This is a genomic window from Beijerinckia sp. L45 (assembly GCF_009765775.1).
Taxonomy (GTDB): domain Bacteria; phylum Pseudomonadota; class Alphaproteobacteria; order Rhizobiales; family Beijerinckiaceae; genus RH-AL1.
Genome location: NZ_LMUU01000251.1, coordinates 66,609 through 90,677, shown reverse-complemented (window position 1 = coordinate 90,677; position 24,069 = coordinate 66,609). Strand labels below are relative to the sequence as shown.

The following is a 24,069-nucleotide window of genomic DNA, read 5'->3' as shown; positions in this document are numbered from 1 at the left end:
CCTGGCGAACCACTATTCCTTGAAACGATAGCCGACTCCATACAGCGTCTCGATCATTTCAAAATCGTCGTCGACCGATTTGAACTTCTTGCGAAGCCGCTTGATATGGCTGTCGATGGTGCGGTCGTCGACATAAACCTGATCGTCGTAGGCCGCATCCATCAAGGCGTTGCGGCTCTTCACGACGCCCGGACGCGTGGCCAAGGCCTGGAGAATGAGGAATTCAGTGACGGTCAAGGTCACCGGATCGTTCTTCCAAGTGCAGGTATGGCGCTCGGGGTCCATCTTGAGAAGACCGCGCTCGAGGATCTTGGCCTCGGATTCCTTCTGCTGCGCGGCCTCCTTTGGATTGGCGCGGCGCAGGATCGCCTTGACCCGCTCGACGAGCAGGCGCTGCGAAAACGGCTTCCGGATGAAATCGTCGGCGCCCATCTTGAGCCCGAAAAGTTCGTCGATCTCTTCGTCCTTGGACGTCAGGAAGATCACGGGAAGGTCGGATTTCTGGCGCAGGCGGCGCAGCAGCTCCATGCCGTCCATCCGCGGCATCTTGATATCGAAGATCGCGAGATCCGGCGGATTGGCCTTGAGGCCGTCCAGCGCCATCGACCCGTCTGTGTAGGTTTGGACGCGGTAGCCTTCGCCCTCGAGAGCGATCGAGACGGAGGTCAGGATGTTGCGGTCGTCGTCGACCAGGGCAATGTTTGGCATCGAGCACACTCACGCTTCATGTCAGGCCGCCGGGGGAGCAGGCGACGATTGGCTTGCTCGGCAGCTTGACCGCACCGCAGCGCCAAGACCCTTAGCGGAATTGGAGGCTGAAATGTGACGCCGGAGGGCTTTAGAATCGCTCAAGCAAGATGAGGCATGTCAAGGCAGACGTCAAATTATCGTGCAAAGCATGCACAGCGAAGTCGTCGGCCTGCTTTATTGCACGCATGCATCGAACAACCTGCCGGACATTAACCTTTGCTCTCGGCTCAATTGAAGGACACGGTTTCATCCCGCGTTCATGTTGTTGTCGGCGCCGACACTCCCGCACACGATGACTTGCGGGAGCGCCGACCAATCAATCTAGAAGTTGACGACCTTGTTATCGCCGACATGCTTTGGCGGCTCGCCGGTCAGCCGGGCCTTGGCGTAGCCGTACGCGTAGACCCACGCGGACGACGGCGCATCCCAGAATTCGGCCGTCTCGACCGTGACCTTGATGAGGGTGATCCCTGGATCGTCCGGGCCCTTCGGGAACCAGACGCGCATCGCCTCGCTCCACAGTTCCTTGACCTTGGCGGGGTCACGTACGGAATGCGCGGTGCCGGAAACGGAGATATAATTCTGATCCTTCGGCTCCGAATAGGCCAACAGCACCTGGGAATGATCGGCAATCTCGCCGAGCTTCGGCGCGCCTTCACGCGACGCGAACCAGAGTTCGCCCGCGAAATCCTTGTTCATGGCCGCCATCGGCCGCCCATGCAGCTTGCCGCCTTCACCAGTGGTCACCATAAGAGCGATCTTGATGTCTTTGATGAGTTCCCAGACCTTCTGACGGTCGTCGGTGGTGTTGGATTGCTCTACCATGTCGGTCTCCGTTCGAATTCATAGGCCGGAACAGACGCTTGGGAACGTTGGTTCCGTCACCACCGTGACGGTGACGCCCGGACGCATTGCGCGGCGCGTGCAACCTTGCCAATCCTGCGCTGCCGGAGGACGTCATGAACGAAGAAAATCTATCAGGCGAAGCGGGCGCGCCGGACGACGCGCAGGCGCGTCCTGGCGGGGACCCGGACTTCCAGCCTCTCGCTGAGTCGAGGCGCCTGCTCCGCAGCATCCGCGCCGGCACCCTCGCCACGTTGAACGGCTCGGGCGATCCTTTCGCGTCGCTGGTGAGCGTCGCCACCGAACCTGACGGCTCGCCGCTGATCCTCGTGTCGCAGCTCTCCTCGCACACCCGGCATCTCGACAAGGATCCCCGGGCATCCCTGCTGCTTGCCGAGACCGGCGAAGGAGACCCGCTGACCCATCCGCGGCTGACGATCACCGGCGTTGCGGAGAAGCTCGCCGAGCCGGCGGCACGTGCCGCCGCCCGGGACCGTTTTCTCGCGAAGCATCCGAAGGCCGCGCTTTACGCCGATTTTGGGGATTTCTCCTTCTGGCGCCTGGCGATGGACCAGATCCATCTCAACGGCGGCTTCGCCCGCGCCGCCCGCTTTCCCGCCAGGCGCATCCTGACCGAAACGGCCGATGCCGAAGCGCTGCTGGCGTCGGAAGCCGGCGCGATCGCGCATATGAACGCGGATCACGCCGATGCGCTGGCGGTGTACGCGCAGGTTTTGGCGGGCCAGCCGGCCGGCGCATGGCTGGCGACCGGTCTCGATCCCGATGGTATGGACCTCGCCTGTGGCGACCGCACGGCGCGGCTCGTGTTTCCGCACAGAGTGACGACACCGGGCGATCTGCGCATGGTGCTTGTGGCGCTCGCCAAGACGGCACGGTCGAGCTAATCCACCATCGGACATGATTAAAAGATAGGCAGAACACAGCGATACAGCCCATATGATGCCACCGCATATTGCGGTTGCATGGCTGCCATTCGGCATTCGCATCGCGGTACGACCGGCCATCACCAAGAAGGGCCTGAAACCGTGATCCGTCAACAATCTAGCACGGAACTTGCCTAACTCTTTTGCACAATTCCCTTGTGCAATGAGGCACCCATGCAAACGACCACGCTCGCTCCGCCCCCAGGCCGCCGATGGCTGCAACTCCTGCTCGGCCTGATCGTCATGATGTCGATCTCCAGCCCGCAATACGTCTGGACCTTCTTCACCAAGCCCTTGGCTGAAGCCACCGGCGCCACGCTGCCGGCGATCCAGGTCACGGCCTCCATCCTCGTCATTCTCCAGACTTGGCTGTCGCCCGGCCAAGGCTGGCTCATCGACCGCTTCGGTCCGCGCTTTCTCATCACGCTCGGTGCGGCGCTCAGCGGTCTTGGCTGGATCCTCGCCAGCCAGATCTCGTCGCTCTACGGCCTTTACGCCACCTACGGCCTGTTCTGCGGCGTCGGCACCGGCTTCGTCTATATCGGCGTCGTCGGCCTGATGGTGCGCTGGTTTCCCGAGCGCCGCGGCTTCGCCGTCGGCGTGGTTGCGGCGGGCTACGGCTTCGGCGCCCTGCTCACCACCTTCCCGATCGATTCGATGATGAAGGCCGAGGGCTTCCGCCCGACGCTGCTCACCTTCGGCATCATTTTGGGCGTGGTCGGCGTGCTCGCAGCGCTCTGCCTCCGCGTTCCGCACGCCGGCGATGTGGTCAACGCCGCCGAACTGCGGACCGGCGCGACCCCGAAAGAGATGCTGCGGTCGCCGATCTTCTGGCTGATGTTCCTGATGATGACGATGATGTCGACAGGCGGCCTGATGATCGTCTTCAACTTCGCCAGCTTCGCGCGCGATTTCGGCATTGCCGGCGCGGTGGTGTTCGGCACGGCGGCTTTGCCGCTGGCGCTGTCGATCGACCGCATCACCAACGGCCTCACCCGCCCGTTCTTCGGCTGGGTGTCCGATCGCATCGGCCGCGAAAACACGATGGCTTTGGCCTTCGGTCTCGAAGCCGTCGCCATCGCGGCGCTGCTTTACTTCCGGCATGACGCGACGATCTTCGTGCTGCTGTCGGGCGTGGTGTTCTTCGGCTGGGGCGAGATCTTCTCGCTGTTCCCCTCGACGCTCACCGATACGTTCGGCGAGCGCTACGCCACCACGAACTACGGCTTCCTCTATATGGCGCAGGGCATCGGTTCGATCCTCGGCGGTCCGCTTGCGGCCATGCTCAAGGGCTGGACCGGCAGCTGGGAGCCGGTGTTCTTCGTGATCATCGGCCTCGACCTCGTGACCGCACTCCTCGCCTTCTTCGTCCTCAAGGGGATGCGCGCGCGTCGGGGTAACTTTGCGCACGCCGAGCCGCTCGGAGCGCCAGCCTACAGCTGAGGCCAACGCCCTTCTTCCCCCGAGGAAGAAGGGCGCGAAAAATCAGGCGGCGGTCCAACCGCCGTCGATCGGCAGAATGGCGCCGGTGATGTTCTTCGCCATGTCGCCCGACAAAAAGATCGCGAAAGCCGCGACCTCGTCGACCGTGACGAACTGCTTGGTCGGCTGTGCGGCAAGGAGTACGTCGTTGATGACCTGCTCCCGGGTCAGCCCGCGCGCCCCCATCGTGTCCGGAATCTGCTTTTCCACCAGCGGCGTCCAGACATAGCCAGGGCAGATCGCATTGACGGTCACGCCGAAGGTCGCCGCCTCCAGCGCCACTGATTTGGTCAAGCCTGCGATGCCGTGCTTGGCCGCGACATAGGCGGACTTGTAGGGTGAGGCAACCAGCGCATGGGCCGAAGCCGTGTTGATGATGCGGCCCCACTTGCGCGCTTTCATCCCGGGCAGGGCTGCATGGATTGCGTAGAAGGCCGAGGAGAGATTGATCGCGATGATCGCCTCCCACTTGTCTGCGGGAAAGTCCTCGACGGGCGCGACATACTGAATGCCGGCGTTGTTGACCAAGATGTCGACCGAGCCGAAAGTCGCCTCGGCTTCGCGGATCATCGCGACGACGGCATCGCCCTTCGCCATATCGGCGCCGGAGTACCGCGCTTTGACGCCAAATTCCGCTTCGATGCCGGCGCGCGCCGCTTCGATCGCCGCGGGATCGCCGAACCCATTGATCACGACATTGGCTCCCTCCCTGGCATAGGCTCGCGCGATGGCGAGGCCGATGCCGCTGGTGGAGCCGGTGACGACGGCGGTCTTACCCTTGATCATGTCTGCCCCTCTGACGCTGGCCCCCGGCTCGTTTGGCGCGAGGGAGCGGATATTGGTATCGGTGCGATGAACCTTGCATGGCGACGAACATAGTGGCACCGCGTCATACGCACGTCACCAAAACAGAGCGACAGAGCAAGGTCACACCATGCTTGCGACCTGACCGCAGCGCTCATCGAGAGACGACAGGAGTTCGACCATGAATGCCGCCGCCGACCTGGCTCATCGTCTCCATGAGCAAGAGATCAAACTTCTCGCTCAACTCCGTGCCGCACGCCGGTCCCGCTCGGAAAAGGTCATCGAGGCCAATTGCGGCTTCGGCGAGCGGGTCGCCGACAAGGTCGCGGCGACGATGGGATCCTGGCCGTTCATCATCATCCAGACGGTGATCCTCGGCGTGTGGATCATCCTGAACGTCACCGCTTTCATCAGTCAATGGGATCCCTATCCGTTCATTCTGCTCAACCTCGCCTTGTCTTTTCAGGCCGCCTACGCGGCGCCGTTCATCATGATGAGCCAGAATCGGCAGGCCTCGATCGATCGGGCCGCTGCCCAGAGCGACTACGGAATCAATGCCAAGGCGGAGCTCGAGATCGAGTTGCTGCACCAAAAGCTCGATCTGCTTCGGGAGACGGAGGTTTCGGAGCTGATTCAGATCATCCGCCGTCTCGAGCTCCGGCTTCCGCAAGCCGTTGCAGAGGAGGCGGAGGCCGGACCGGCCTAGCGCCTTTCGCGCCGTAACACCGGTGGCTCCGCGACCACCGAAACGACACGCTTAAGGTGTGCACTCCGCAAAGTCGTTAAGCCTGTGTTAACTTTTATGCAGCGCGCAAGGGCGTGGCGATTGTAAAAGCGCCAAGATGCCGCCATATGGGCGGTAAAGCGAACTGGACTCCTTACTATGGCCGAATACACCTACCTCTATGCCGTTGGCGATGCCGTCATGTGCGAAATGATCCACGGCGCCAAGGGCTCGGCTTCCTGCAGCATCATGAAGCTGATGCCGCCGCTCGGCACCCAACTGCAATATCGCATCAAGTTCGACGACGAGAAGTTCGAGCGCGTGGTTGTCGAAGGCCAGCTGACGAAGCTCGAGGTCGCGGCTTAGGGTATCTGCAGGACTTACGACAGAGTATCGGTTTAAAGCATTTTGGTTCTCTTTTTGTTCTTGACGCTTTTCGGCGTTGGGGGCATTTTTGCGTCGGTCTGCACGATGGCAGACAAGCTGGCACATCCTGTTTGAGGGATTGTCGCCATGGGCTTGGACGTTTTTCTATTCAATCCGAGATTGCAGTCGGAAGAACCCAATGATTATTGGGACTGGGATGTCGTCACCGAAATCCTGGCTCGTGACGCAAAAGACCCCGATAATCTATACTTCTTTGAATATCCGGATGGTGGAGGCGCTGGCGAAGTCTTCGGTCTGGTCGAACGGCGTGATCAGAGCCTGACGTTCGCACACTTCGGTGGAAGAACGTTTATGGCGCGCATGTTTGAGATCACGCATCGTACGCGAAGTCTTATCTACTGGACGGATGGTGCTGCAAGCCCGCCCTATGGCGTCACGCATGAGGATCTTGTCGAAGCCGTGCCGGACGAATTCACCAAGGGTGAGCGGCCGCACTTGATCAGGGACCTCGACCACATGGCTGAGCTCATTGGGCGGCATAAACTGACACCAATGACCTACATCCACTGCATCTAGGCCAAGGCGCTCAATGCGCCTCGTCCCAGTTGTTCGCCGCCTTTGCGTCCACCTGGAGCGGCACGGAAAGCTGCACCGCGGGGTGCGGGGCATCCACCATCACCCGCCGGGCCACGGCGATCGTCGCTTCGACCTCGTCGTCGGGGACCTCGAACACCAGCTCGTCGTGCACCTGAAGCAGCATCCGCGCGCTCAACCGCTCGGCGGCGAGCGCCGCGTCCATCCGCACCATCGCCCGGCGGATGATGTCGGCGGCCGTACCCTGGATCGGCGCGTTGACGGCGGCGCGCTCGTTGAACGCGCGTTCCGACGGGTTCGACGCGCTGATCCGGGGATAATGGCAGCGCCGGCCGAACAGGGTTTCGACGTAGCCCTGCAGCCGGCAAACCGCCTTGGTCGAATCCATGAAGGCGCGGATGCCGGGAAAGCGCTCGAAATAGCGCTTGATGTAGGCGCCCGCCTCTTCACGCGGAATGCTCAGTTGGTTGGCCAGGCCGAAGGCCGAGATGCCGTAGACGATGCCGAAATTGATCGCCTTGGCGCGGCGGCGCACGTCCGACGTCATCGCCTCCATCGGCACGTTGAACATTTCCGACGCCGTCATCGCGTGGATGTCGTGGCCCTCGGCGAAGGCACTCTTCAGCTGCGGAATGTCAGCCATATGCGCCAGCAGACGCAACTCGATCTGCGAATAGTCAGCCGAAACCAGCTTGTGCCCCGGTGCGGCGATGAACGCCTTGCGGATTTTTCGGCCGGCCTCGTTGCGGACCGGAATGTTTTGGAGATTTGGCTCGGACGAGGACAAACGCCCGGTGGTCGTCGCCGCCAGGGCATAGGACGTGTGCACCCGGCCGGTATTGGGATTGACGAAGGTCGGCAGCGCGTCGCTGTAGGTCGATTTCAGTTTCGAGACCTGCCGCCATTCCAGCACCAGACCGGCGAACGGGTTGCCCTGCTCCGCGAGATCGTCGAGCACGCCGGCCGCCGTCGACCAGGCGCCGGTCGCCGTCTTCTTAGCGCCCGCCAGGCCCATCTTGCCGAACAGAATGTCGCCGAGCTGTTTGGGCGAGCCGAGATTGAAACTTTCGCCGGCGGCCTCGAAGATCTGGGCTTCGAGCCGCGCCATGTCCTGCGCGAACTCGCCGGAGAGGCGGGAGAGGATCTGCCTGTCGATGGCGATGCCGCGCTGCTCCATCTTCGCCAGGGTCGCGGTCATCGGGCGCTCGAGCGTCTCGAACACCGTGGTCATGCGTTCGGCCGGGAGGCGGGGCTTCAGCACGTCCCAGAGCCGCAGTGTGACGTCGGTATCCTCGGCCGAATATTCTGTGGCCTTGTCGATGGCGACACGGGCGAAGCCGATGAAGGTGCGGCCCGAACCGGCGACGGCGCCGAACTGGATCGGCTTGTGGCCAAAGTACTTTTGCGCCAGCACGTCCATGCCGTGGTCGGTGCGCCCGGCGTCGAGCACGTAGGACAGAAGCAACGTGTCCTCGACCGGCGCCACCTCGATGCCGTGCTGCTTCAGCACGTGCCAATCGAACTTCATATTATGCGCGATTTTCAGGACCGCGCAATCCTCGAACAGCGGTTTCAGCCGGGCGAGAACGGCGTCCAACGGCAGCTGTCCCGGCACGATTTCCGCGCCGCCGAACAAATCACCGCCGCCTTCGCCGATATGCTGGAGCGGGATGTAGCAGGCGGCGCCGGGCGCCGAGCACAGCGAAATGCCGACGAGCTTCGTCGTCAGCGGATCGAGCGACGAGGTCTCGGTATCGATCGCGAGGCGGCCGGCGTCTTTCGCCGCGGCGATCTCGGCGTCGAGCGCCTCCAGCGTCGTGATGGTCCGGTATTTCGCGTGATCGAAGGGCGCGCCCATCGCCGCCGCCGCCCTCTGAGCCGCGAGTTCACCAGGACCCGTGGTGATCGCCGCCTTGGGCGCCTGCTCGCCATAGCGGGCATTGCGCGCCGGGCCATCGAAGGGCTTGGCCTCCGCCGTGGTCGCCGCAAAGCCCGGCTCCGGCATAGGCATCGCTTCGCCGTTGCGCCCACGCCACCCGGCATGCCCGACGAAGGCAGGATCGGCCTCGATCTCCGCCGCTTCGACCCCAAAAATTTCGGCGGCGCGCTTCGCCAGCGTGGTGAATTCCATCGCCTTGAAGAATGCGACAAGCTGCTTGCCGTCCGGCTGGGCCAGACCGAGGTCGTCAATGGAGGTCAGCACCGCGACGTCGCGCACCAGCGTCACGAGTTGCTTCGACACCTTGATCAGCGCCACGCTGTCGGGGTCGGTCAAAATCTCGCGGCGCTTCGGCTGCTTGATCTCGCGGGCACATTGCAGAAGCGTGTCGAGATCGCCGTATTCGTTGATCAGCTGTGCCGCGGTTTTGAGCCCGATGCCGCGGGCGCCCGGCACGTTGTCGGTGGAATCGCCGGCCAACGCCTGCACGTCGACGACGAGATGCGCCGGGACACCGAAATAGTCCTGCACCTCGGCCTCGCCGATGCGGCGCTCGGCGCGCGAGCCCGCGGCCTTCTGGTCGCCGGAGGCCGGATCGTACATCGCGACACCGGGCTCGATCAGCTGCATCAGATCCTTGTCGGCGGAAATGATGAGCACGTCGGCGCCGCGCTCGCGCGCCTGCTTCGCGTAAGTGGCGATGAGATCGTCGGCCTCGTAGACGTCCTGCTCGACCGGGAGCAGGCCGAAGGCGCGGACGCTGTCGCGCATCAGCGGAAATTGCGGGATCAGGTCGTCGGGCGGCTCGGAGCGGTTGCCCTTGTAGGGGGGATACAATTCCTTACGGAACGAGTTCTCCGACTTGTCGAAGATGATCGCCAGATGCGTCGGCTTGATGCCGGCCGCGCCCTCGTTGATGAACTGGAACAGCTTGGTGCAGAACAGCCGCACCGCCCCGGTCGGCAGCCTATCGGAACGATAGTTGTACTTCGCGTCCTGGCGGATCGACTGGAAATAGGCGCGGAAGACGAAGGACGATCCATCAACGAGAAAGACATGATCGCCGGCCTGGAGTGGGCGCGGGGCTTGGGTCGGTTCTGGGGCAAGGGCTGACATGGCCGGGACCATAAAGACTCTCGCCGCCCCGATCTATGCCCTGTCGCGGTATCCGTCCTCAAAGGTCGTTGCGCGGACTGCCCATGAAGCCGAGATCGCCTTGCTCGATCGAGCGCGACCAGGACGTCGGCACCGAGGCGGCAGCTTATCCCGAAAGGTTGATGGTGCATGGTGCCTGCAAAGGCACCCAGACATTGAATTCAGACAATCTTTGTTCTTAGGTCGCCGCGGGGGACGCGCAGCGCTTGAGGCCATCGATGACGCGAGACGAAAGTCCCACGTTCGTGTTCCATATCGGCCTCGAACGGACGGGCAGCACGTCGTTCCAGCGGTTTTGCACCACCAACGCCGCGCAGCTTCAGCGCAGTGGCATCCTCTACCCGACCAAGTCGCCGGCGTTTCGCGTCGATAACCATGGGCCGCTCGTTGCCGGCTACCTCGCAGCCCACTGTGCCGATCCGGATTACGCGATTCACTCGACTTTGGCGGCGAAAGCCACCGTGCTGCAGTCCTTGTTCAAGAATGTGGCGAAGCAGTCACCAGACATCGTCCTGATCAGCAGCGAGCATTTTTCCTCCCGTTTCGAGCCGGCGGACATCGAAGCGCTGGCGCAGGACTTCGCCGGCCGCCGGTGCAAGATCCTCCTCGTCGTCCGCGACCACCGGCAGCGCTTTTTTTCAGCCTATGCCACGAGCGTCATGAGCGGCCGCCATCTCACTGTCGAAGAGTACGCCGAAGAGGTTCTGGCGCCGGAGAATCATTATCTTCGCTACCGGGCGATCATCGAGATGTGGGAGGGCGCGTTCGGCAAGGACGCGATCGTAGTCAAACCTTACCGGTCCGACGACGGCCTGATTCACTCTCTGCTCGAAAGCGTTTCGTCTCGGCCTGTGGCGGTCTCCTCGTCCAAGGCTTACGACGACAACCGGTCGCTGGGACCGAGTTGCACCGAAGCCTTGCGTCTTGCCAATCTAGCCCTCGCAAGCCGGTTCTGCGGCCCGTCGCGGTCGTACTGGTCCTGGCTGCAGAAGCGGTACTGCGAAGTCCGGATGAAGCGATGGCTGGTCGCCGCCGCGGGAACGCGCAATCGCGAACCGTGGCATCTCGGCGCGGCGCACCTTGCACGGCTCGACGCCATCGCGGCAGAGGACACGGCCTGGCTGGCGGAAAATTACGGCGTGACGCTCTCGGCGTCGCCTTCGGGGCCGCGCCAGCCGCAATCGGCGCAAAATCCCCTCGATGCGACGCAGATTCTGGCGCAAGCCCTGCAGGACCGTATTTTGGGGCAGTGGAATCTGGTCGACGCGGCCATGCCGGCCCTGATACCCGTAGCGCGTCTTTGGCACCGATGGCGCATGAAAGGGTTGTAGGCAGTGCAATCCGCTGCGCTTCAAGCCGGGGTCGGAATGCCATAGCATTCTGCCCTGTAACGACCGTGCCATGACCTTGATCGAAAACACCGTCCCGCAAGTTTCGGTCTCCGGCCGTCAGGAGGAGCGCTTTTTTGCGCCGGAACGTCCCGACGCGTTCTGGTCCCGGTCGCGGTTCATCGCCCTTGTCGCCCTTGTCCTCATCATCCATGCCTCGGTGATCGGCTACTTTCTGTATCGCGACGCCACGGCGCCGACGCCGGCGCCAGCGGCCGAAGAGACCCCCGTCGAGGTGGTGCAGGAGCCGCCGCCGCCGCCACCTCCGCCGCAGCAACAGAAGAAACAGCCGCCGCCGCCGGAGCCCAAGCAGCAGCCCAATCAGGACATGTCGGAAAAGCCGGCCTCGAGCGCCCCCCGCGCGCCGAGCGAGACCGCCGTCGACACCAAGATGACCGATGCCAAGACCGAGGCGGCGAAAACCGCGGCCCCGCCGCGCGATGGCCAGGCCGATCCGGCCAAGGCGGCCGCGACCGCGCGGGAGCAGCCGGCGGCGCCGCAACCCAAGACGGCGGCCGCACCGAAGCTCGAAGACGACAAGCGCGACGCCGAAGCCCTCGACAAGCTGAAGCCCGACCTGGAGGACAAGCCGGATGCCGAGGAGGCCAAGGCCGATCCGAAGACCCAGGCCACCGAGGCGGCCCGCCAGCGCTCGGGCCTGTCCGACGTCGAGGTCAACCGGTTCGCCGCGACCTCGAAGATGCAGGACTTTCCGCCCGGCACCGAAGACAATCGCTATTTCGCGATCGTCTACGGCAAGATCATGAGCAAAAACCGCTATCCGACGAGTGCCGCGGCGCGCCACGGCGAGCACGGCATCGTCAGCGTCACCTTCGTGGTCAACTACATGGGCAATATCGAACGGCAGGAGGTGACGGAGAGCAGCGGCCAGCCGCACCTCGATGCCATCGCGATGGCGACGGTCCGGGCCGCGGCGCCGTTTCCATTTCCGCCGGGATCGGGATCGCTCGTGTTGATTTGGCGGGCCGATTTCGAGCCGTGACGTGTCGTCGACATCTCGCTGCCGCATTCAACTGCGCTACAGCAGCCGGCTGATTTCGAACGAAGGGGAGTTGGACGTGACAGCGGACCACCTGGTACGAGCCGCCGGGCGAGCGGATCTGCCGCGGCTTGCGCCGATGCTTGCCGCCGCGTTCCAGGACGATCCGGTGATGGCCTATATCTTTCCCGATCCGGTGGTTCGTCGCGCGCGTCTGCCCGGTTTCCTGAGCGTGATCTTCAACTCCGATCTGCCGGCCGGGGCGTGTTTCATGACGGCCCAGGGCGAGGCGGCGACGACGTGGCGTGCGCCGGGCCGTGGTCATCTTTCCTTTCGCGAGATGCTGCAGCAGGCGTGGCCCTGGATTGCGACGTCGCGGACGGCCTTGGCCCGCGCCCTGATCGTCAGCGCCGCGAGCGACGCCAATCATCCGAAGGGACCGCACTGGTATCTTCACATTGCGGGATGCGCGCCGCAGGCCCAGGGCAAAGGTTTTGGGGGCGCCGCAATCCGTGCCGGCCTGGCGCGCAGCGATGCCGCGGGTATCGCGGCTTATTTGGAAACAGCAAACGAAGCTAATCTTCCGGTTTACAGTGCACTCGGTTTTCGGGTAACCCATGACTGGACTGTCGGGAGCGGCCTGCGATGCTGGTCGATGCTGCGAAACGCCCGTACGTCAAGCGCTTTAACCACTTAGCCGCCGCCGTCTTAGTGTTTCGCCGCTCCGAGTGGTAATCTCACAAGCGCAGTGCTTTGTCCGTCGTGATCTCCGCATCGCCGAATCACGGTCGCGTCATTTGGATGCATAGAAATCCGACGTTGGCGCGATATTCACAATAATTACGTGCTAATTCGATTTGGCAAGCGCTCATCTATTGCAATAAAACGCGTTAGGGCCCAAATCGGTGCCAGATCAATTCAGAATTGGAGAACGTGAATGAGTGAGATGGCTATGCAGGGCGAATATCTCGAAATGGCAGCGAATATTGTCTCGGCCTTCGTCAGCAACAATTCCGTGCCCGCGAGCGAGTTGGCCTCGCTGATCCAGTCGGTACATGCATCAATCCAGAATATCGCGGGCATCGGAACACCCGCTCCGGTTGTTGAGCCGCAAGAGCCTGCCGTTTCGATACGGAAGTCGATTACACCCGAGTTCATTATCTGTCTCGAGGACGGCAAGAAGTTCAAATCATTGAAGCGTCACCTGCGCACGGCGTACGATCTTTCGCCTGATCAGTATCGTGCGAAATGGGGTCTTCCGCGTGACTATCCAATGGTTGCACCGGCCTATGCCGCTGCGCGTTCGGCGCTTGCCAAGCAGTCCGGCCTCGGCCAGCCGCGCAGCGCCGCGCCCGAGAAGGCGAAAGCCAAGGCGATGGACGGCAAGGCATCGGCCGTCAAGCGCGGCCGTGGCCGCCCGCGTTCTATCGCAGCCTGATTCTGTACGGGCGGGGTGCAGGCCCCGCCCTCTTCAATGGACGTCCGACGATGACCGTTGAATTTCCGCTTTCAGCATCGCCATTTCGGCCTCCAACACCGCGATCCGCGCGTCGCGCGCGGCAAGGCTCGCTGCGACATCCATTGCCTCGAAGCGCTGCGGGATGTGCTGCGGACAATTGATGTCCCATGCCGTCACCGTGAACAGGATCACCTGCTCCGGTCGTGCCTCGTATGGGGCCGGCATCAGTTTCGCGGCCAGCGCCGGATCGTTCTCGACGACGCGCGCTTCACCCCAGATTTTGACCCGTCGCCTTGCCTGATAATCGATCAGAAACAGCACGGCTTTCGGATTCTCGGTGAGGTTGCCCTGGCTGATATATTGTCGGTTGCCGGCAAAATCCGTGAAACCGATAGTCGTCTCGTCCAAAACCTTGAGGAAGCCCGGCGGGCCGCCGCGATGCTGAATGTAGGGTTGCCCCTCGATGCTTGCGGTGCCGAAGAAGACGCTGATCTGGCTCTCGATAAAGGCCGCGAGATCAGGTGTGATCCGCGTCTGCCAACCGCCGCGCCGCTCCATGCTGGCATAGGCGTGCCGCGAACCCTTGCGTGTCTGGATTGCTTTCACGGCTGGCGTAAAAGCGACATCGCTGGAAAAGCGCAGGCTCGCGTCCATGGTTTGAATCCTTACAAGCCGAGATCGCTGAGCGACGGATGGTCGTCCGGCCGACGGCCCTGAGGCCAGTGAAATTTCCGGTCGGCTTCCGCGATCGGCAGGTCGTTGATGCTGGCGATACGAATCCGCATCAGGCCCTCGGCATCGAATTCCCAGTTCTCGTTGCCGTAGCTGCGAAACCACTGCCCCGCTGCGTCATGCCATTCGTAGGCGAAGCGCACCGCGATGCGGTTCTCGTGATAGGCCCAAACTTCCTTGATTAGGCGGTACTCGAGTTCGCGGTCCCATTTGTCCTTCAGGAACGCTTCGATCTCTGCGCGCCCCTTTAGAAAGACCGACCGGTTGCGCCAGACGCTGTCGGGCGTATAGGCCAGCGCCACCTTGGCGGGATCGCGGCTGTTCCAGCCATCCTCGGCGCCGCGCGCTTTCTGGGCGGCCGTTTCGGCTGTGTAAGGCGGGAACGGAGGACGGCTCATGATGATGATCCTTGCTGACGGTGGGACCGATCCAACCGCGCAAGGAACATAGTCCCTACCGGATCGGCGCGGTATCTGGCATGATCAGGAGGCATGCTCCCGAAAAATGGAAAGCCATGGACCGGCTCGACGCAATGTCTCTCCTGCTGACGGTGGTGGATGCCGGGAGCCTGTCCGCGGCCTCGCGACGGCTTGGCATGCCGCTGGCCACGGTCAGCCGGCGGATTGCCGACCTCGAGGGGCACCTGAAGACACGGCTGCTCAACCGCACGAGCCGGACGATCGCCTTGACCGAATCGGGCCAATCCTACGTCGAAGCCTGCAAGCGCATTCTCGAACAGGTCGACGAGGCCGAACGGACCGCGGCCGGCGAGTACAGCGTGCCGAAGGGCGATCTCACGCTGACCGCACCCGTGGTCTTCGGCCGGCTGCATGTGCTCCCTGTCGCCATCGCCTTCCTCGAAGCCTATCCCGATATCGACCTGCGGCTGGTGCTCGCGGATCGCCTGATCAATCTCGCCGAGGATCACGTCGATCTCGCCGTGCGGATCGCCGCCCTGCCCGACAGCGGGCTGATCGCCACCCGCGTCGGCTCGATCCGCCGCGTCGTCTGCGGCAGCCCGGCCTACCTTGCGCGGCGCGGCCGGCCGGACCGCCCCGACGATCTGCGCGACCATGACTGCGTCACCTACGGGGGTCTCACGGCGTCGCATGCCTGGCGGTTCACCAATGGCAAGGACGAGACGATCGTCCCGGTGCATTCCCGGCTGACGGTCAACACGGCCGAGGCCGCGATCGATGCCGCCGTGGCTGGCCTCGGCCTGACGCGTGTCCTGTCGTACCAGGTGGCGGACGCCCAGCGGAGCGGGGCACTCGAACGCGTGCTGCAGGCGTTCGAGCCGGTGCCTTGGCCGGTCAGCCTCGTCTACGTCGGGCAGGGGTTGTTGCCGCTAAAACTGCGAGCGTTCCTGGATTTCGCCATTCCGCGGCTGAAGGCGCGGCTGGCCCAGCAGGCCGACTGACTCAGGCCTCGTCGTCGACCGCCCATTGCGCCCGCGCGCGCAGCTTTTCCGTCTCGCTCTTCAACTGGCCGCAGGCCGCAAGAATATCGCGACCGCGCGGAGTGCGCACCGGACTGGCGTAGCCGGCATTAAAGACGATGTCCGAAAAACTCTCGATCGCCTCCCAGTCCGAGCATTCGTAGGTGGTGCCGGGCCAGGGGTTGAAGGGGATCAGGTTGATCTTGGCCGGAATGCCCTTCAGCAGCCGCACCAGTTCGCGCGCCTCGGCGGCCGAGTCGTTGATGCCCTTCAGCATCACGTATTCGAAGGTGATGCGGCGGGCGTTCGACGCGCCGGGATAGTCGCGGCAGGCGGCGAGCAACTCGGCGAGCGGATACTTCTTGTTGAGCGGCACCAGCACGTCGCGCAGGTCGTCGCGGACCGCGTGCAGCGAGATCGCCAGCATGGGGCCGGCGTCGCGGCCGAGCGGGCCGATCTGCGGCACCACGCCGGCGGTCGACACCGTGATCCGCCGCCGCGATACGGTCAGCCCGTCACCGTCGGATATGACGCCGACCGCTTCGCGCACCGCATCGAAATTATACAGCGGCTCGCCCATCCCCATGAAGACGATGTTGGAGACCGCGCGGGAGCCTTCGCCAGGAATGAGGCCATCGGTCGGCGCGGTCAGACCGGGATAGTCGCCGAGCCGGTCGCGCGCCACGACGAGCTGCGCGACGATCTCCGCCGAACTCAGGTTGCGTACCAGCTTTTGGGTGCCGGTGTGGCAGAAGGCGCAGCTCAGGGTGCAGCCGACCTGGCTCGAAATGCACAGCGTGCCGCGGTCGTTCTCCGGAATGTAGACGATCTCGACCTCGGACCCGAGGCCGCCGGCGGTGCGATCGAGCTTGTTCGGTGCCAGGCGCACCAGCCACTTGCGGGTTCCGTCCTTGGAGACCTGCTCGGTGACCACGTCCGGGCGCGCCAGCGTATAATGGTCGGCCAGCGTCGCGCGCAAGACTTTGGAGACGTTGAGCATCACGTCGAAGCTCTGCGCGCCTTGAAAGTAAATCCAGTGCCAAAGCTGGGCGACACGCATCTTGCGCTCGCGCTCCGGCACGCCGACGGCCCCAAGCGCCTCCGCCAGCTCGACTCGGGTCAGGCCGAGAAGCGGGGTTTTGGGCAGCGCGGCGACGATAGCCGGCGCGGCTTGGGACAGATCGAATGCGAGGGACATGCGGTTCGATAGCACGAAGTGGCGACGGGCTCCAGCATCGTCTTCCGCGTCACCGTGCCGACACGCTTTCGGTCGACAAACGCAAGTGTCTCAAGTCCGGAGCCCGCCGTGTCCAAGCTGCCTTACGCCACCGCTGCCGTTGCCTTGTTCCTCTGCGGCGCGACCGCCGCGCAAGCCCAGCAGGCCGACGACGACACCAACGCGATCGACGATCGGCCGCACATCACCGTCATCGGCACCGCGGCCGCCCAAATGGTGCCGGACCTCGCGGAGATCAGCTTCGGCGTCATCACCGAAAAGCCGGGAGCCGCGGAGGCGTCCGCCGAGAATGCGCGGGTCGCCGAGAGCGTCATCGATGCGGCCAAGGCACAAGGGGTCGAAGCCCGGGATATCCGCACGCAGGCGGTCACGCTGACCCAAGTCTTCGACGAGATCCACGACGCCAACGGCCGCTTCACCGGGCGCAAGCCGCGCGGCTTTTCCGCCGAGAACACGATCGCGGTCCGCGTGCGGGCGCTCGACAAGGCCGGAGCCCTGGCACAAAGCCTTATCGGCAAGGGCGCCACGCAGTTCAACGGCATCAGTTTTTCCGTCGAGCACCCCGAGCCTGTACAGGACAGGCTCCTCGGCGAGGCCGTGCGTGACGCCAGGCGAAAAGCCGGGATCGCCGCGGAGGCCCTGGGCGTCAAACTCGGCCCCGTGCTTCTGATCGAGCGGCCAGGTGCGGACACCGGCGGCGCGCCGGTCTTCGCCAAAGGGCGGATGATGGCGGCGATGGCGCCGGCCCCAGCCGTGCCGGTCGAGGCCGGCACGGAGACGCTGTCGAGCGAGATGGAAGTCACCTGGGCCCTGGAGCCCTGAACCGGCTAGCCGTCGCGTGAGTCGCCCTCGAAGCGACGGCTCGGTCTGGCCTCCAGAGCCTCCATCGGCTCGGGGCGAGGAAACTGGACCAGGCGGCAGCGGTGTGCCGCCGGGCTGGCAAGCATGTGCGCCAGGACCGGTTGCAGAAGCTGGGTATAGAAGGCCTTCATCAGGATCGCATTGGCGCCCTGGTGGATCGCCTCCACCCAGTCGCGACCGCTGCGATCGAGTGACATGCCGACCACGAGCGTCGCGCCAGGCCCAAAATCCTCCAACGCATCCCACACGGGCTGGTAGGGGCGGGCAATCTCCATCATGACGATGTCATAGGCGCCATTTTCGATGCGTTCGTGCGTGTCGCGCGTCGTCGTCGCCTCGTCCACGGCGCAAAACCCAAGCTTGTTCAGCTGCCTGCGGAGCCCGGCGCGGTACGTTTTATCCGCGTCGGCGATGAGCACGCGCAGGTGAGGCGCGATCCAGATATCGGAACATGGCATCGAAACGGCCCCATCAAGCTCGCGTTAACTTTGCACCAGCAATGGGGCGGCGGAGATTCCCTTTGCGTAAAGACGGACGCTAAGATTTTAGCGACCTGCTTGGTTAACGCCAGTTGTCCTCAGCTTTCGCATAATCCTTTCGTTTTAAAGGCTTCGATCATCTTTACGCCTGGGAAGGGTTCAAGGCGCCGCCGCCACTGGCCTGAATCGGGAGCAGCACACGCCCGTCGAGGTGGCAGGGACTGGCGCATCGTTAAGGATTTGCGGTATGCGGCAGCATGGCCGGGTTAACCGGCCTTCGGCTTCAAAGCGTCCGCCAGGCTGATCGTTGCCGACCCCCGTTTGGCTGGCTTCTGCTGGCTCTCGTGCGGCGCCCAGCCCGAGAGCGAGATGACCTCGAAGGTCGCGCGGATCCGCCCGTCCGGGTCGGCGAAACGCGCGGCATACAGCGCTGCCGCTTGGAGGAAGAGCAGGCGGGACGTCGGCCGTCGGGTTCGATCGACGAGCGGATTCGTGGCGCCCATCGCCCGCAGATCGCGCATCAGGCCGAACAGATTGTCGTAGCGGACGATGACGACGTCACTGTCGGCGACGGGAAGGGCAAAGCCCGCGCGCTGCAGCAGCCCGCCCATGTCGCGCACGTCGGCAAACGGCGCCACGCGGGGGCTGACGCCGCCGGTCAGAGCCGTCTCGGCCTCCGTCAGAACCGTGCGGAGTTCGTGCAACGTGCGCCCGCCGAGCATCGCGCCTAGGAACAAGCCGTCCGGTTTCAGCGCGCGGCGGATCTGAACGAGTGCGCCGGGAAGGTCGTTGGCGCTCTGCAGCGCCAGGGCCGAGACCGCGAGATCGCAGGTCTCGGGGGCAAGCGGCAGGATTTCGAGATCACCGATCGTGGTCGTCCCCGCGCTGCCTGGTGCAGGCAGCGGGGCGATGCGGGTCGTCGTCGCATCGGGAAAGCGCGCGGCGAGCCGCTGCGCCAAGCCGGAACTCGGCGTGCCGATGTCGACGATCGCGGCGAACCGCTTCTGCACCACGGCCAAGCGCTCGTCGAGATCCTCGACGACCCGGGTCAGCAGGAAATCGGCCGGCCCCTGCGCGAGAGCTCGTTCAAGCCGACGGCGCAGCAGAGCGCGATCGAAAATGGGCGGAGGCGCTGTCACCAGATCCGCGGCACGATCCCGTCGAAGACGGTGTCGGCCGAGATTAGCGGCATGGCATAATGGAGCGCTGTCGCCGCAAGCATGCGATCGAACGGATCGCGGTGCGTCCAGTCGAGCCGGCCAGCGGCGAGACAGATGGCTTGATCCAATGCTGCGACCTTCCCGCCTTGCTCGCCAACCAAACCAAAGAGGTCATCGACGAACGGAGCCATCTGTGGCCATTTATTCAGCCGGACCTTCTGACTGATTTCGTAGAATGAGATCGGACTGACGTAGACAGAATCTGCTTCGTCAACGGCCGCTCGCGCTGCTGAAGACAAACGCGTTTCGCCGACGATGATCCACGCCCATGCATGCGTGTCCAGAAGCACTGCGGTCAGGGACCGCCCTCCCAGAGCTGCAAATCATCCTCGCTCATCGGCTCGAAGAAATCGGGCCCTTCGCCGAGATTCCTATCGGCCCAGATGCCGAGCTTGAACTTAACCCTAGGAGGGATCGGCACCAGTTTCACCATCGGCACCGCATCCCGCGCGATCACGACTTCTTCGCCGTTCTGCGCCGCCTCGATCAGTTTGGCGAGGTCGGCCTTGGCCGTGTCGATCGAAACCTGCATCGCCCGCTCCTTTGTAACGGTTCGCGCCGAGAAGCGAACCGCCGGGATCAAGCCGAGAACGCCACCTTCAGGATCTCGTAGCTCTTGCCGCCGCCGGGTGTGTTGACCTCGACGGTATCACCCTTCTTCTTACCGATCAGCGCGCGCGCCGTCGGCGAGGTGATCGACACCTTGCCGCTCTTCACATCGGCTTCGGATTCCCCGACGATCTGGTAAACCTTCTTCTCTTCGGTATCCTCATCGACGAGCGTCACCGTGGCGCCGAACATGATCGTCGAGCCGGACAGCTTGGCAACGTCGATGACCTCGGCACGGCTCAGCTTGTCTTCGAGCTCGGCGATGCGGCCTTCGTTGAGGCTCTGGGCCTCCTTGGCGGAGTGATACTCGGCGTTCTCGGAGAGGTCGCCATGGGAGCGCGCTTCGGAGATCGCCTCGACGATCCGCGGGCGCTCGATCTGCTGGCGCTTCTTCAGTTCCGTTTCCATCGCGGCATAGCCGCCCGGAGTCATCGGGATCTTGTCCATGGTCCGATCTCTTTTTGGTTCTACGTAATACACACCGATCCCGACCCCCGTCGGCAGACGGGAATCAGGCGAAATAATCCTGGAGGGCGCGGACTTCGAGATCGCCCGCCTTGTAGGCGCGGATCCCCTGAGACGCCGCGACGGCCCCAGCTAGAGTGGTATAGTAGGGCACCTTATGCAAGAGGGCCGCGCGACGGAGCGAGCGCGAATCGGACAAGGCCTGCGCCCCATCGGTTGTATTGAACACCAGCTGGATCGTGCCGTTGGTAATCGCGTCGACCACGTGCGGCCGGCCCTCGGACACCTTGTTGATCTTGACGGCCGGGACGCCGTTGGCCTCCAGGTATTTTGCCGTGCCGCCGGTGGCGCGGACGGAAAAGCCGATCTCGGTCAGCATCCGCACCGTTTCCAGCACGCGCGGCTTGTCGATGTCGCGGACGGAGACGAAGACGGCCCCCTGGGTCGGCACCTTGGTGCCGCCGCCGAGCTGGCTTTTGGCGAAGGCGATGCCGAAGGAGCGGTCGAGGCCGATGACCTCGCCGGTCGAGCGCATTTCCGGCCCCAGAACCGTGTCGACGCCGGGGAACCGGGCGAAGGGGAACACGGCTTCTTTCACGCCGACATGGTCGTACGCCATCGGCTGCAAGTCGAAGCTCGCCAACGTCTCGCCGGCCATGACCCGCGCCGCGATCTTGGCGATCGGGCGCCCGATGACCTTGGCGACGAAGGGGACCGTGCGCGAGGCCCGAGGGTTCACCTCCAAGACGTAAATTTCGCCGTCCTTGATGGCGTATTGCACGTTCATCAGGCCACCGACGTTGAGCGCCAGCGCCATCTTCCGCGTCTGTTGCTCGAGCTGGGCGATCATCTCGGGCGACAGCGAGCGCGGCGGCAGCGAGCAGGCGCTGTCGCCGGAGTGGATGCCGGCCTCTTCGATATGCTCCATGATGCCACAGATGAACACGTCTGTGCCGTCGCAGAGCGCGTCGACGTCGACCTCCGTGGCATCGCTAAGATAGCGGTCGAACAGCAGCGGGTTGCTGCCGAGCACCGTGTTGATCTGGCCGGTCTTGTCGTTGGGGTAGCGGGCCTTGACGTCGGAGGGCACAAGACCTGGCAGCGTGTCGAGCAGGTAGTCGCCGAGTGCACCCTCGTCGCGCAGGATCGCCATGGCGCGCCCGCCGAGGACGTTGGACGGCCGGGCGACGAGCGGCAGGCCGAGATCGCGGGCGACAACGCGGGCCTGCTCGACGGAATAGGCGATGCCGTTCTTAGGCTGGCGCAGCCCAAGCTTGTCGAGCAGTCGCTTGAACCGATCGCGATCCTCCGCAAGGTCGATGGAATCCACCGAGGTGCCGAGGATCGGAATCCCGGCCTTTTCCAGTGCCGGCGCCAGCTTCAGCGGGGTCTGCCCGCCGAACTGGACGATGGTGCCTTTCAACGTGCCGTTCGAACTCTCGACGGCCATGATTTCGAGCACGTCTTCGGCGGTGAGCGGCTCGAAGTAGAGACGATCCGATGTGTCGTAGTCCGTCGACACCGTCTCCGGATTGCAGTTGACCATGATGGTTTCAAAACCCTGGTCGCGCAGGGCGAACGAGGCATGGCAGCAGCAATAGTCGAACTCGATGCCTTGGCCGATACGGTTGGGGCCGCCACCGAGGATGACCACCTTCTCGCGATCCGTCGGATGCGACTCGTCGGCCGGGACGCCGCCGAAGGGCTCGGCATAGGTCGAGTACATGTAAGGGGTCGGCGAGGCGAACTCGGCGGCGCAGGTGTCGATGCGCTTGTAGACCGGGCGAACGCCCAGGGCGTGGCGCTTGGCCCGCACGTCGGTCTCGCTGGCGCCGGACAGGGTGCCGAGGCGGGCGTCGGAAAAGCCCGCGGCCTTGAGCAGCCGCATGTTGCCGGCGTCACCCGGCAGGCCATGCTTCTGCACCTTCTTCTCGAGGTCGACGATCTCCTGCAGCCGCTCGATGAACCAGGGGTCGATCTTGCAGGCCTCGAAGATTTCGTCATGGGGCATGCCCTGGCGCAGCGCCTGGCCGACCACAAGCAGCCGGTCCGGCGTCGGGCGGCCGAGCGCCGCGCGCAGATCGTTGCGGTGATCCTTCTCGTCGCCGGTGTTCTGGCCTTCGATCTCGATCTCGTCGAGACCCATCAGCCCGGTCTCGAGCGAGCGCAATGCCTTCTGCAGGCTCTCGGCGAAGGTGCGCCCGATGGCCATGGCTTCCCCGACCGACTTCATCGCGGTCGTGAGCAGCGGCTCGGCGCCCGGAAACTTCTCGAAGGCGAAGCGCGGGATCTTCGTCACGACATAGTCGATCGACGGTTCGAACGAGGCCGGCGTGGCGCCGCCGGTGATGTCGTTGGCTATTTCGTCGAGCGTGTAGCCGACGGCAAGCTTCGCCGCGACCTTAGCGATCGGGAAACCGGTCGCCTTGGACGCCAGCGCGGAGGAGCGCGACACGCGCGGGTTCATCTCGATGACGATCATGCGGCCCGTTGCAGGGTCGACGGCGAACTGCACGTTGCTGCCGCCGGTCTCGACGCCGATCTCGCGCAGCACCGCCAGCGAGGCGTCGCGCATGATCTGGTATTCCTTGTCGGTCAGCGTCAGGGCCGGGGCGACGGTGATGCTGTCGCCGGTATGCACGCCCATCGGGTCGATGTTCTCGATCGAGCAGATGATGATGCAGTTGTCCGCCTTGTCGCGGACGACCTCCATCTCGTACTCCTTCCAGCCGAGCACGCTCTCCTCGACCAGCACCTCGTTGGTCGGCGAGGCATCGATGCCGCGCTCGATGATGTCGATGAACTCGGCCTTGTTGTAGGCGATGCCACCACCGGTTCCGCCCATGGTGAAGGACGGACGGATGATCGCCGGCAGGCCGATGTCGTCCATGATGGCGAGCGCCTGGGACAGCGTCTTGATCTGGTGCGAGCGCGGGGTGTCGAGGCCGATCTTGGTCATCGCCTCGCGGAATTTCTCGCGATCCTCCGCCTTGTCGATCGCCGCCGCCGTCGCGCCGATCATTTCCACGTCGAACTCGACCAGCGTGCCCATCTTTTCCAACGATAGGGCGCAGTTCAGCGCCGTCTGCCCGCCCATCGTCGGCAGCAGAGCAAAGCCGCCCGGCACCGCGTAGCGCTCCTTGGCGATGATTTTTGCCACCACTTCCGGCGTGATCGGCTCGCAGTAGGTGCGATGCGCCATGTCCGGATCGGTCATGATCGTCGCCGGATTGGAATTGACGAGGACGATGCGGTAGCCCTCGGCCTTGAGGGCCTTGACCGCCTGGGTGCCGGAATAATCGAACTCGCACGCCTGCCCGATGATGATCGGCCCTGCGCCGATGATCAGGATGGTGGCAATGTCTGTGCGTTTCGGCATGATTTGTCCCCGCGCGGCTCGGCGACGGAGCAGCGCGCAAAAAAGGGGCCGCGGGCGGCCCGGTTCGGTGGCAAGCGCCTTTGTGACGGGGCAACGCGGTTCTGGCAAGGGTGGAGGTCGGACTTGAGACGTATCGGAGAAAAGTCCCTCGTGTTAAAATTGGTCGTCACGAAGGACGAG

24 protein-coding genes are annotated in these 24,069 nt (G+C 63.9%); 11 read left to right on the top strand and 13 right to left on the bottom strand.

All coding sequences use genetic code 11. The annotated features are described in order from the left end of the window. Positions 1-12: 12 nt before the first annotated feature. Together GSQ79_RS26050 and GSQ79_RS26045 are read right to left on the bottom strand one after the other, a co-directional pair. Complete coding sequence (locus tag GSQ79_RS26050; protein WP_158811652.1) at positions 13-708, bottom strand: response regulator transcription factor; 696 nt, start codon at positions 706-708, stop codon at positions 13-15. Positions 709-1,071: 363 nt separating this feature from the next. Continuing rightward, a complete protein-coding gene (locus GSQ79_RS26045; protein ID WP_158811651.1) occupies positions 1,072-1,575 on the bottom strand; it encodes a pyridoxamine 5'-phosphate oxidase family protein in 504 nt (167 codons plus the stop codon). 134 nt (positions 1,576-1,709) lie between these two features. On the opposite strand from GSQ79_RS26045, the gene GSQ79_RS26040 reads away from it, so the two are divergent. Then, complete coding sequence (locus GSQ79_RS26040) at positions 1,710-2,498, top strand: HugZ family protein (protein ID WP_158811650.1); 789 nt, start codon at positions 1,710-1,712, stop codon at positions 2,496-2,498. A gap of 213 nt (positions 2,499-2,711) precedes the next feature. Continuing rightward, positions 2,712-3,980: an oxalate/formate MFS antiporter gene (oxlT, locus tag GSQ79_RS26035; protein ID WP_158811649.1), complete on the top strand. Its 1,269-nt coding sequence runs from the start codon at positions 2,712-2,714 to the stop codon at positions 3,978-3,980. Positions 3,981-4,022: 42 nt separating this feature from the next. On the opposite strand, the gene GSQ79_RS26030 is transcribed toward oxlT, so the two are convergent. Next, positions 4,023-4,805, bottom strand: coding sequence for a 3-hydroxybutyrate dehydrogenase (locus tag GSQ79_RS26030; RefSeq protein WP_158811648.1), 783 nt, complete (start codon positions 4,803-4,805; stop codon positions 4,023-4,025). 199 nt (positions 4,806-5,004) lie between these two features. Between GSQ79_RS26030 and GSQ79_RS26025 the strand changes: the two genes are divergently transcribed. The 3 genes from GSQ79_RS26025 (at position 5,005) to GSQ79_RS26015 (ending at position 6,510) form a co-directional block, all read left to right on the top strand. After that, the gene (locus tag GSQ79_RS26025; RefSeq protein WP_158811647.1) at positions 5,005-5,529 is read left to right on the top strand and encodes a DUF1003 domain-containing protein; all 525 of its coding nucleotides are present in this window, start codon (positions 5,005-5,007) and stop codon (positions 5,527-5,529) included. 177 nt (positions 5,530-5,706) lie between these two features. Continuing rightward, complete coding sequence (locus GSQ79_RS26020; protein ID WP_158811646.1) at positions 5,707-5,913, top strand: hypothetical protein; 207 nt, start codon at positions 5,707-5,709, stop codon at positions 5,911-5,913. 147 nt (positions 5,914-6,060) lie between these two features. Then, entirely contained in the window at positions 6,061-6,510 is a 450-nt protein-coding gene (locus GSQ79_RS26015; protein WP_158811645.1) for a hypothetical protein, read from the top strand. 10 nt (positions 6,511-6,520) lie between these two features. Here GSQ79_RS26015 and polA read toward each other — a convergent pair whose 3' ends face one another. Then, the gene (polA, locus tag GSQ79_RS26010) at positions 6,521-9,583 is read right to left on the bottom strand and encodes a DNA polymerase I (protein WP_158811644.1); all 3,063 of its coding nucleotides are present in this window, start codon (positions 9,581-9,583) and stop codon (positions 6,521-6,523) included. Between the two features lie 257 nt (positions 9,584-9,840). On the opposite strand from polA, the gene GSQ79_RS26005 reads away from it, so the two are divergent. From GSQ79_RS26005 to GSQ79_RS25990, 4 genes are all read left to right on the top strand, one after another. Then, positions 9,841-10,953 (top strand): hypothetical protein, encoded by a 1,113-nt coding sequence (locus GSQ79_RS26005; RefSeq protein ID WP_158811643.1) that lies wholly within the window; start codon positions 9,841-9,843, stop codon positions 10,951-10,953. Between the two features lie 70 nt (positions 10,954-11,023). Further along, the gene (locus GSQ79_RS26000) at positions 11,024-12,013 is read left to right on the top strand and encodes a TonB family protein (RefSeq protein ID WP_158811642.1); all 990 of its coding nucleotides are present in this window, start codon (positions 11,024-11,026) and stop codon (positions 12,011-12,013) included. 136 nt (positions 12,014-12,149) lie between these two features. Further along, positions 12,150-12,707: an N-acetyltransferase gene (locus tag GSQ79_RS25995; protein WP_158811641.1), complete on the top strand. Its 558-nt coding sequence runs from the start codon at positions 12,150-12,152 to the stop codon at positions 12,705-12,707. Positions 12,708-12,947: 240 nt separating this feature from the next. Then, positions 12,948-13,448: a MucR family transcriptional regulator gene (locus GSQ79_RS25990; RefSeq protein WP_158811640.1), complete on the top strand. Its 501-nt coding sequence runs from the start codon at positions 12,948-12,950 to the stop codon at positions 13,446-13,448. A 33-nt stretch (positions 13,449-13,481) separates the two neighbouring features. Here the strand turns inward: GSQ79_RS25990 and GSQ79_RS25985 are convergent, their stop codons facing one another. Both GSQ79_RS25985 and GSQ79_RS25980 read right to left on the bottom strand, forming a co-directional pair. Continuing rightward, positions 13,482-14,123 carry a pyridoxamine 5'-phosphate oxidase family protein gene (locus tag GSQ79_RS25985; RefSeq protein ID WP_158811639.1) on the bottom strand — a complete coding sequence of 214 codons (642 nt, stop codon included), beginning with the start codon at positions 14,121-14,123 and terminating at the stop codon, positions 13,482-13,484. A gap of 11 nt (positions 14,124-14,134) precedes the next feature. Further along, entirely contained in the window at positions 14,135-14,599 is a 465-nt protein-coding gene (locus GSQ79_RS25980) for a nuclear transport factor 2 family protein (RefSeq protein WP_158811638.1), read from the bottom strand. A 116-nt stretch (positions 14,600-14,715) separates the two neighbouring features. Here GSQ79_RS25980 and GSQ79_RS25975 point away from each other — a divergent pair, with 116 nt between their 5' ends. After that, on the top strand, positions 14,716-15,621 hold the full coding sequence (locus GSQ79_RS25975) for a LysR family transcriptional regulator (RefSeq protein WP_158811637.1): 906 nt from the start codon (positions 14,716-14,718) through the stop codon (positions 15,619-15,621). Between the two features lies 1 nt (position 15,622). Here GSQ79_RS25975 and rlmN read toward each other — a convergent pair whose 3' ends face one another. Next, a complete protein-coding gene (gene rlmN, locus GSQ79_RS25970; RefSeq protein WP_158811636.1) occupies positions 15,623-16,837 on the bottom strand; it encodes a 23S rRNA (adenine(2503)-C(2))-methyltransferase RlmN in 1,215 nt (404 codons plus the stop codon). A gap of 108 nt (positions 16,838-16,945) precedes the next feature. On the opposite strand from rlmN, the gene GSQ79_RS25965 reads away from it, so the two are divergent. Beyond that, positions 16,946-17,698 carry an SIMPL domain-containing protein gene (locus GSQ79_RS25965; protein ID WP_246725592.1) on the top strand — a complete coding sequence of 251 codons (753 nt, stop codon included), beginning with the start codon at positions 16,946-16,948 and terminating at the stop codon, positions 17,696-17,698. A gap of 5 nt (positions 17,699-17,703) precedes the next feature. Here GSQ79_RS25965 and GSQ79_RS25960 read toward each other — a convergent pair whose 3' ends face one another. The 6 genes from GSQ79_RS25960 to carB all read right to left on the bottom strand — a co-directional run bounded on the left by GSQ79_RS25960 (position 17,704) and on the right by carB (position 23,889). Further along, positions 17,704-18,156 carry a response regulator gene (locus GSQ79_RS25960; RefSeq protein WP_158811635.1) on the bottom strand — a complete coding sequence of 151 codons (453 nt, stop codon included), beginning with the start codon at positions 18,154-18,156 and terminating at the stop codon, positions 17,704-17,706. A 326-nt stretch (positions 18,157-18,482) separates the two neighbouring features. Continuing rightward, on the bottom strand, positions 18,483-19,355 hold the full coding sequence (locus GSQ79_RS25955) for a methyltransferase domain-containing protein (protein ID WP_158811634.1): 873 nt from the start codon (positions 19,353-19,355) through the stop codon (positions 18,483-18,485). Next, positions 19,352-19,726: a type II toxin-antitoxin system VapC family toxin gene (locus GSQ79_RS25950; RefSeq protein WP_246725591.1), complete on the bottom strand. Its 375-nt coding sequence runs from the start codon at positions 19,724-19,726 to the stop codon at positions 19,352-19,354. The genes GSQ79_RS25955 and GSQ79_RS25950 overlap by 4 nt, the downstream gene beginning before the upstream one ends. Positions 19,727-19,731: 5 nt before the next feature. Continuing rightward, entirely contained in the window at positions 19,732-19,968 is a 237-nt protein-coding gene (locus GSQ79_RS25945) for a type II toxin-antitoxin system Phd/YefM family antitoxin (RefSeq protein WP_158811633.1), read from the bottom strand. Between the two features lie 47 nt (positions 19,969-20,015). Further along, positions 20,016-20,492 (bottom strand): transcription elongation factor GreA, encoded by a 477-nt coding sequence (gene greA, locus GSQ79_RS25940; RefSeq protein ID WP_158811632.1) that lies wholly within the window; start codon positions 20,490-20,492, stop codon positions 20,016-20,018. A 64-nt stretch (positions 20,493-20,556) separates the two neighbouring features. Continuing rightward, on the bottom strand, positions 20,557-23,889 hold the full coding sequence (gene carB / locus GSQ79_RS25935; RefSeq protein WP_158811631.1) for a carbamoyl-phosphate synthase large subunit: 3,333 nt from the start codon (positions 23,887-23,889) through the stop codon (positions 20,557-20,559). Between the last annotated feature and the right edge of the window lie 180 nt (positions 23,890-24,069).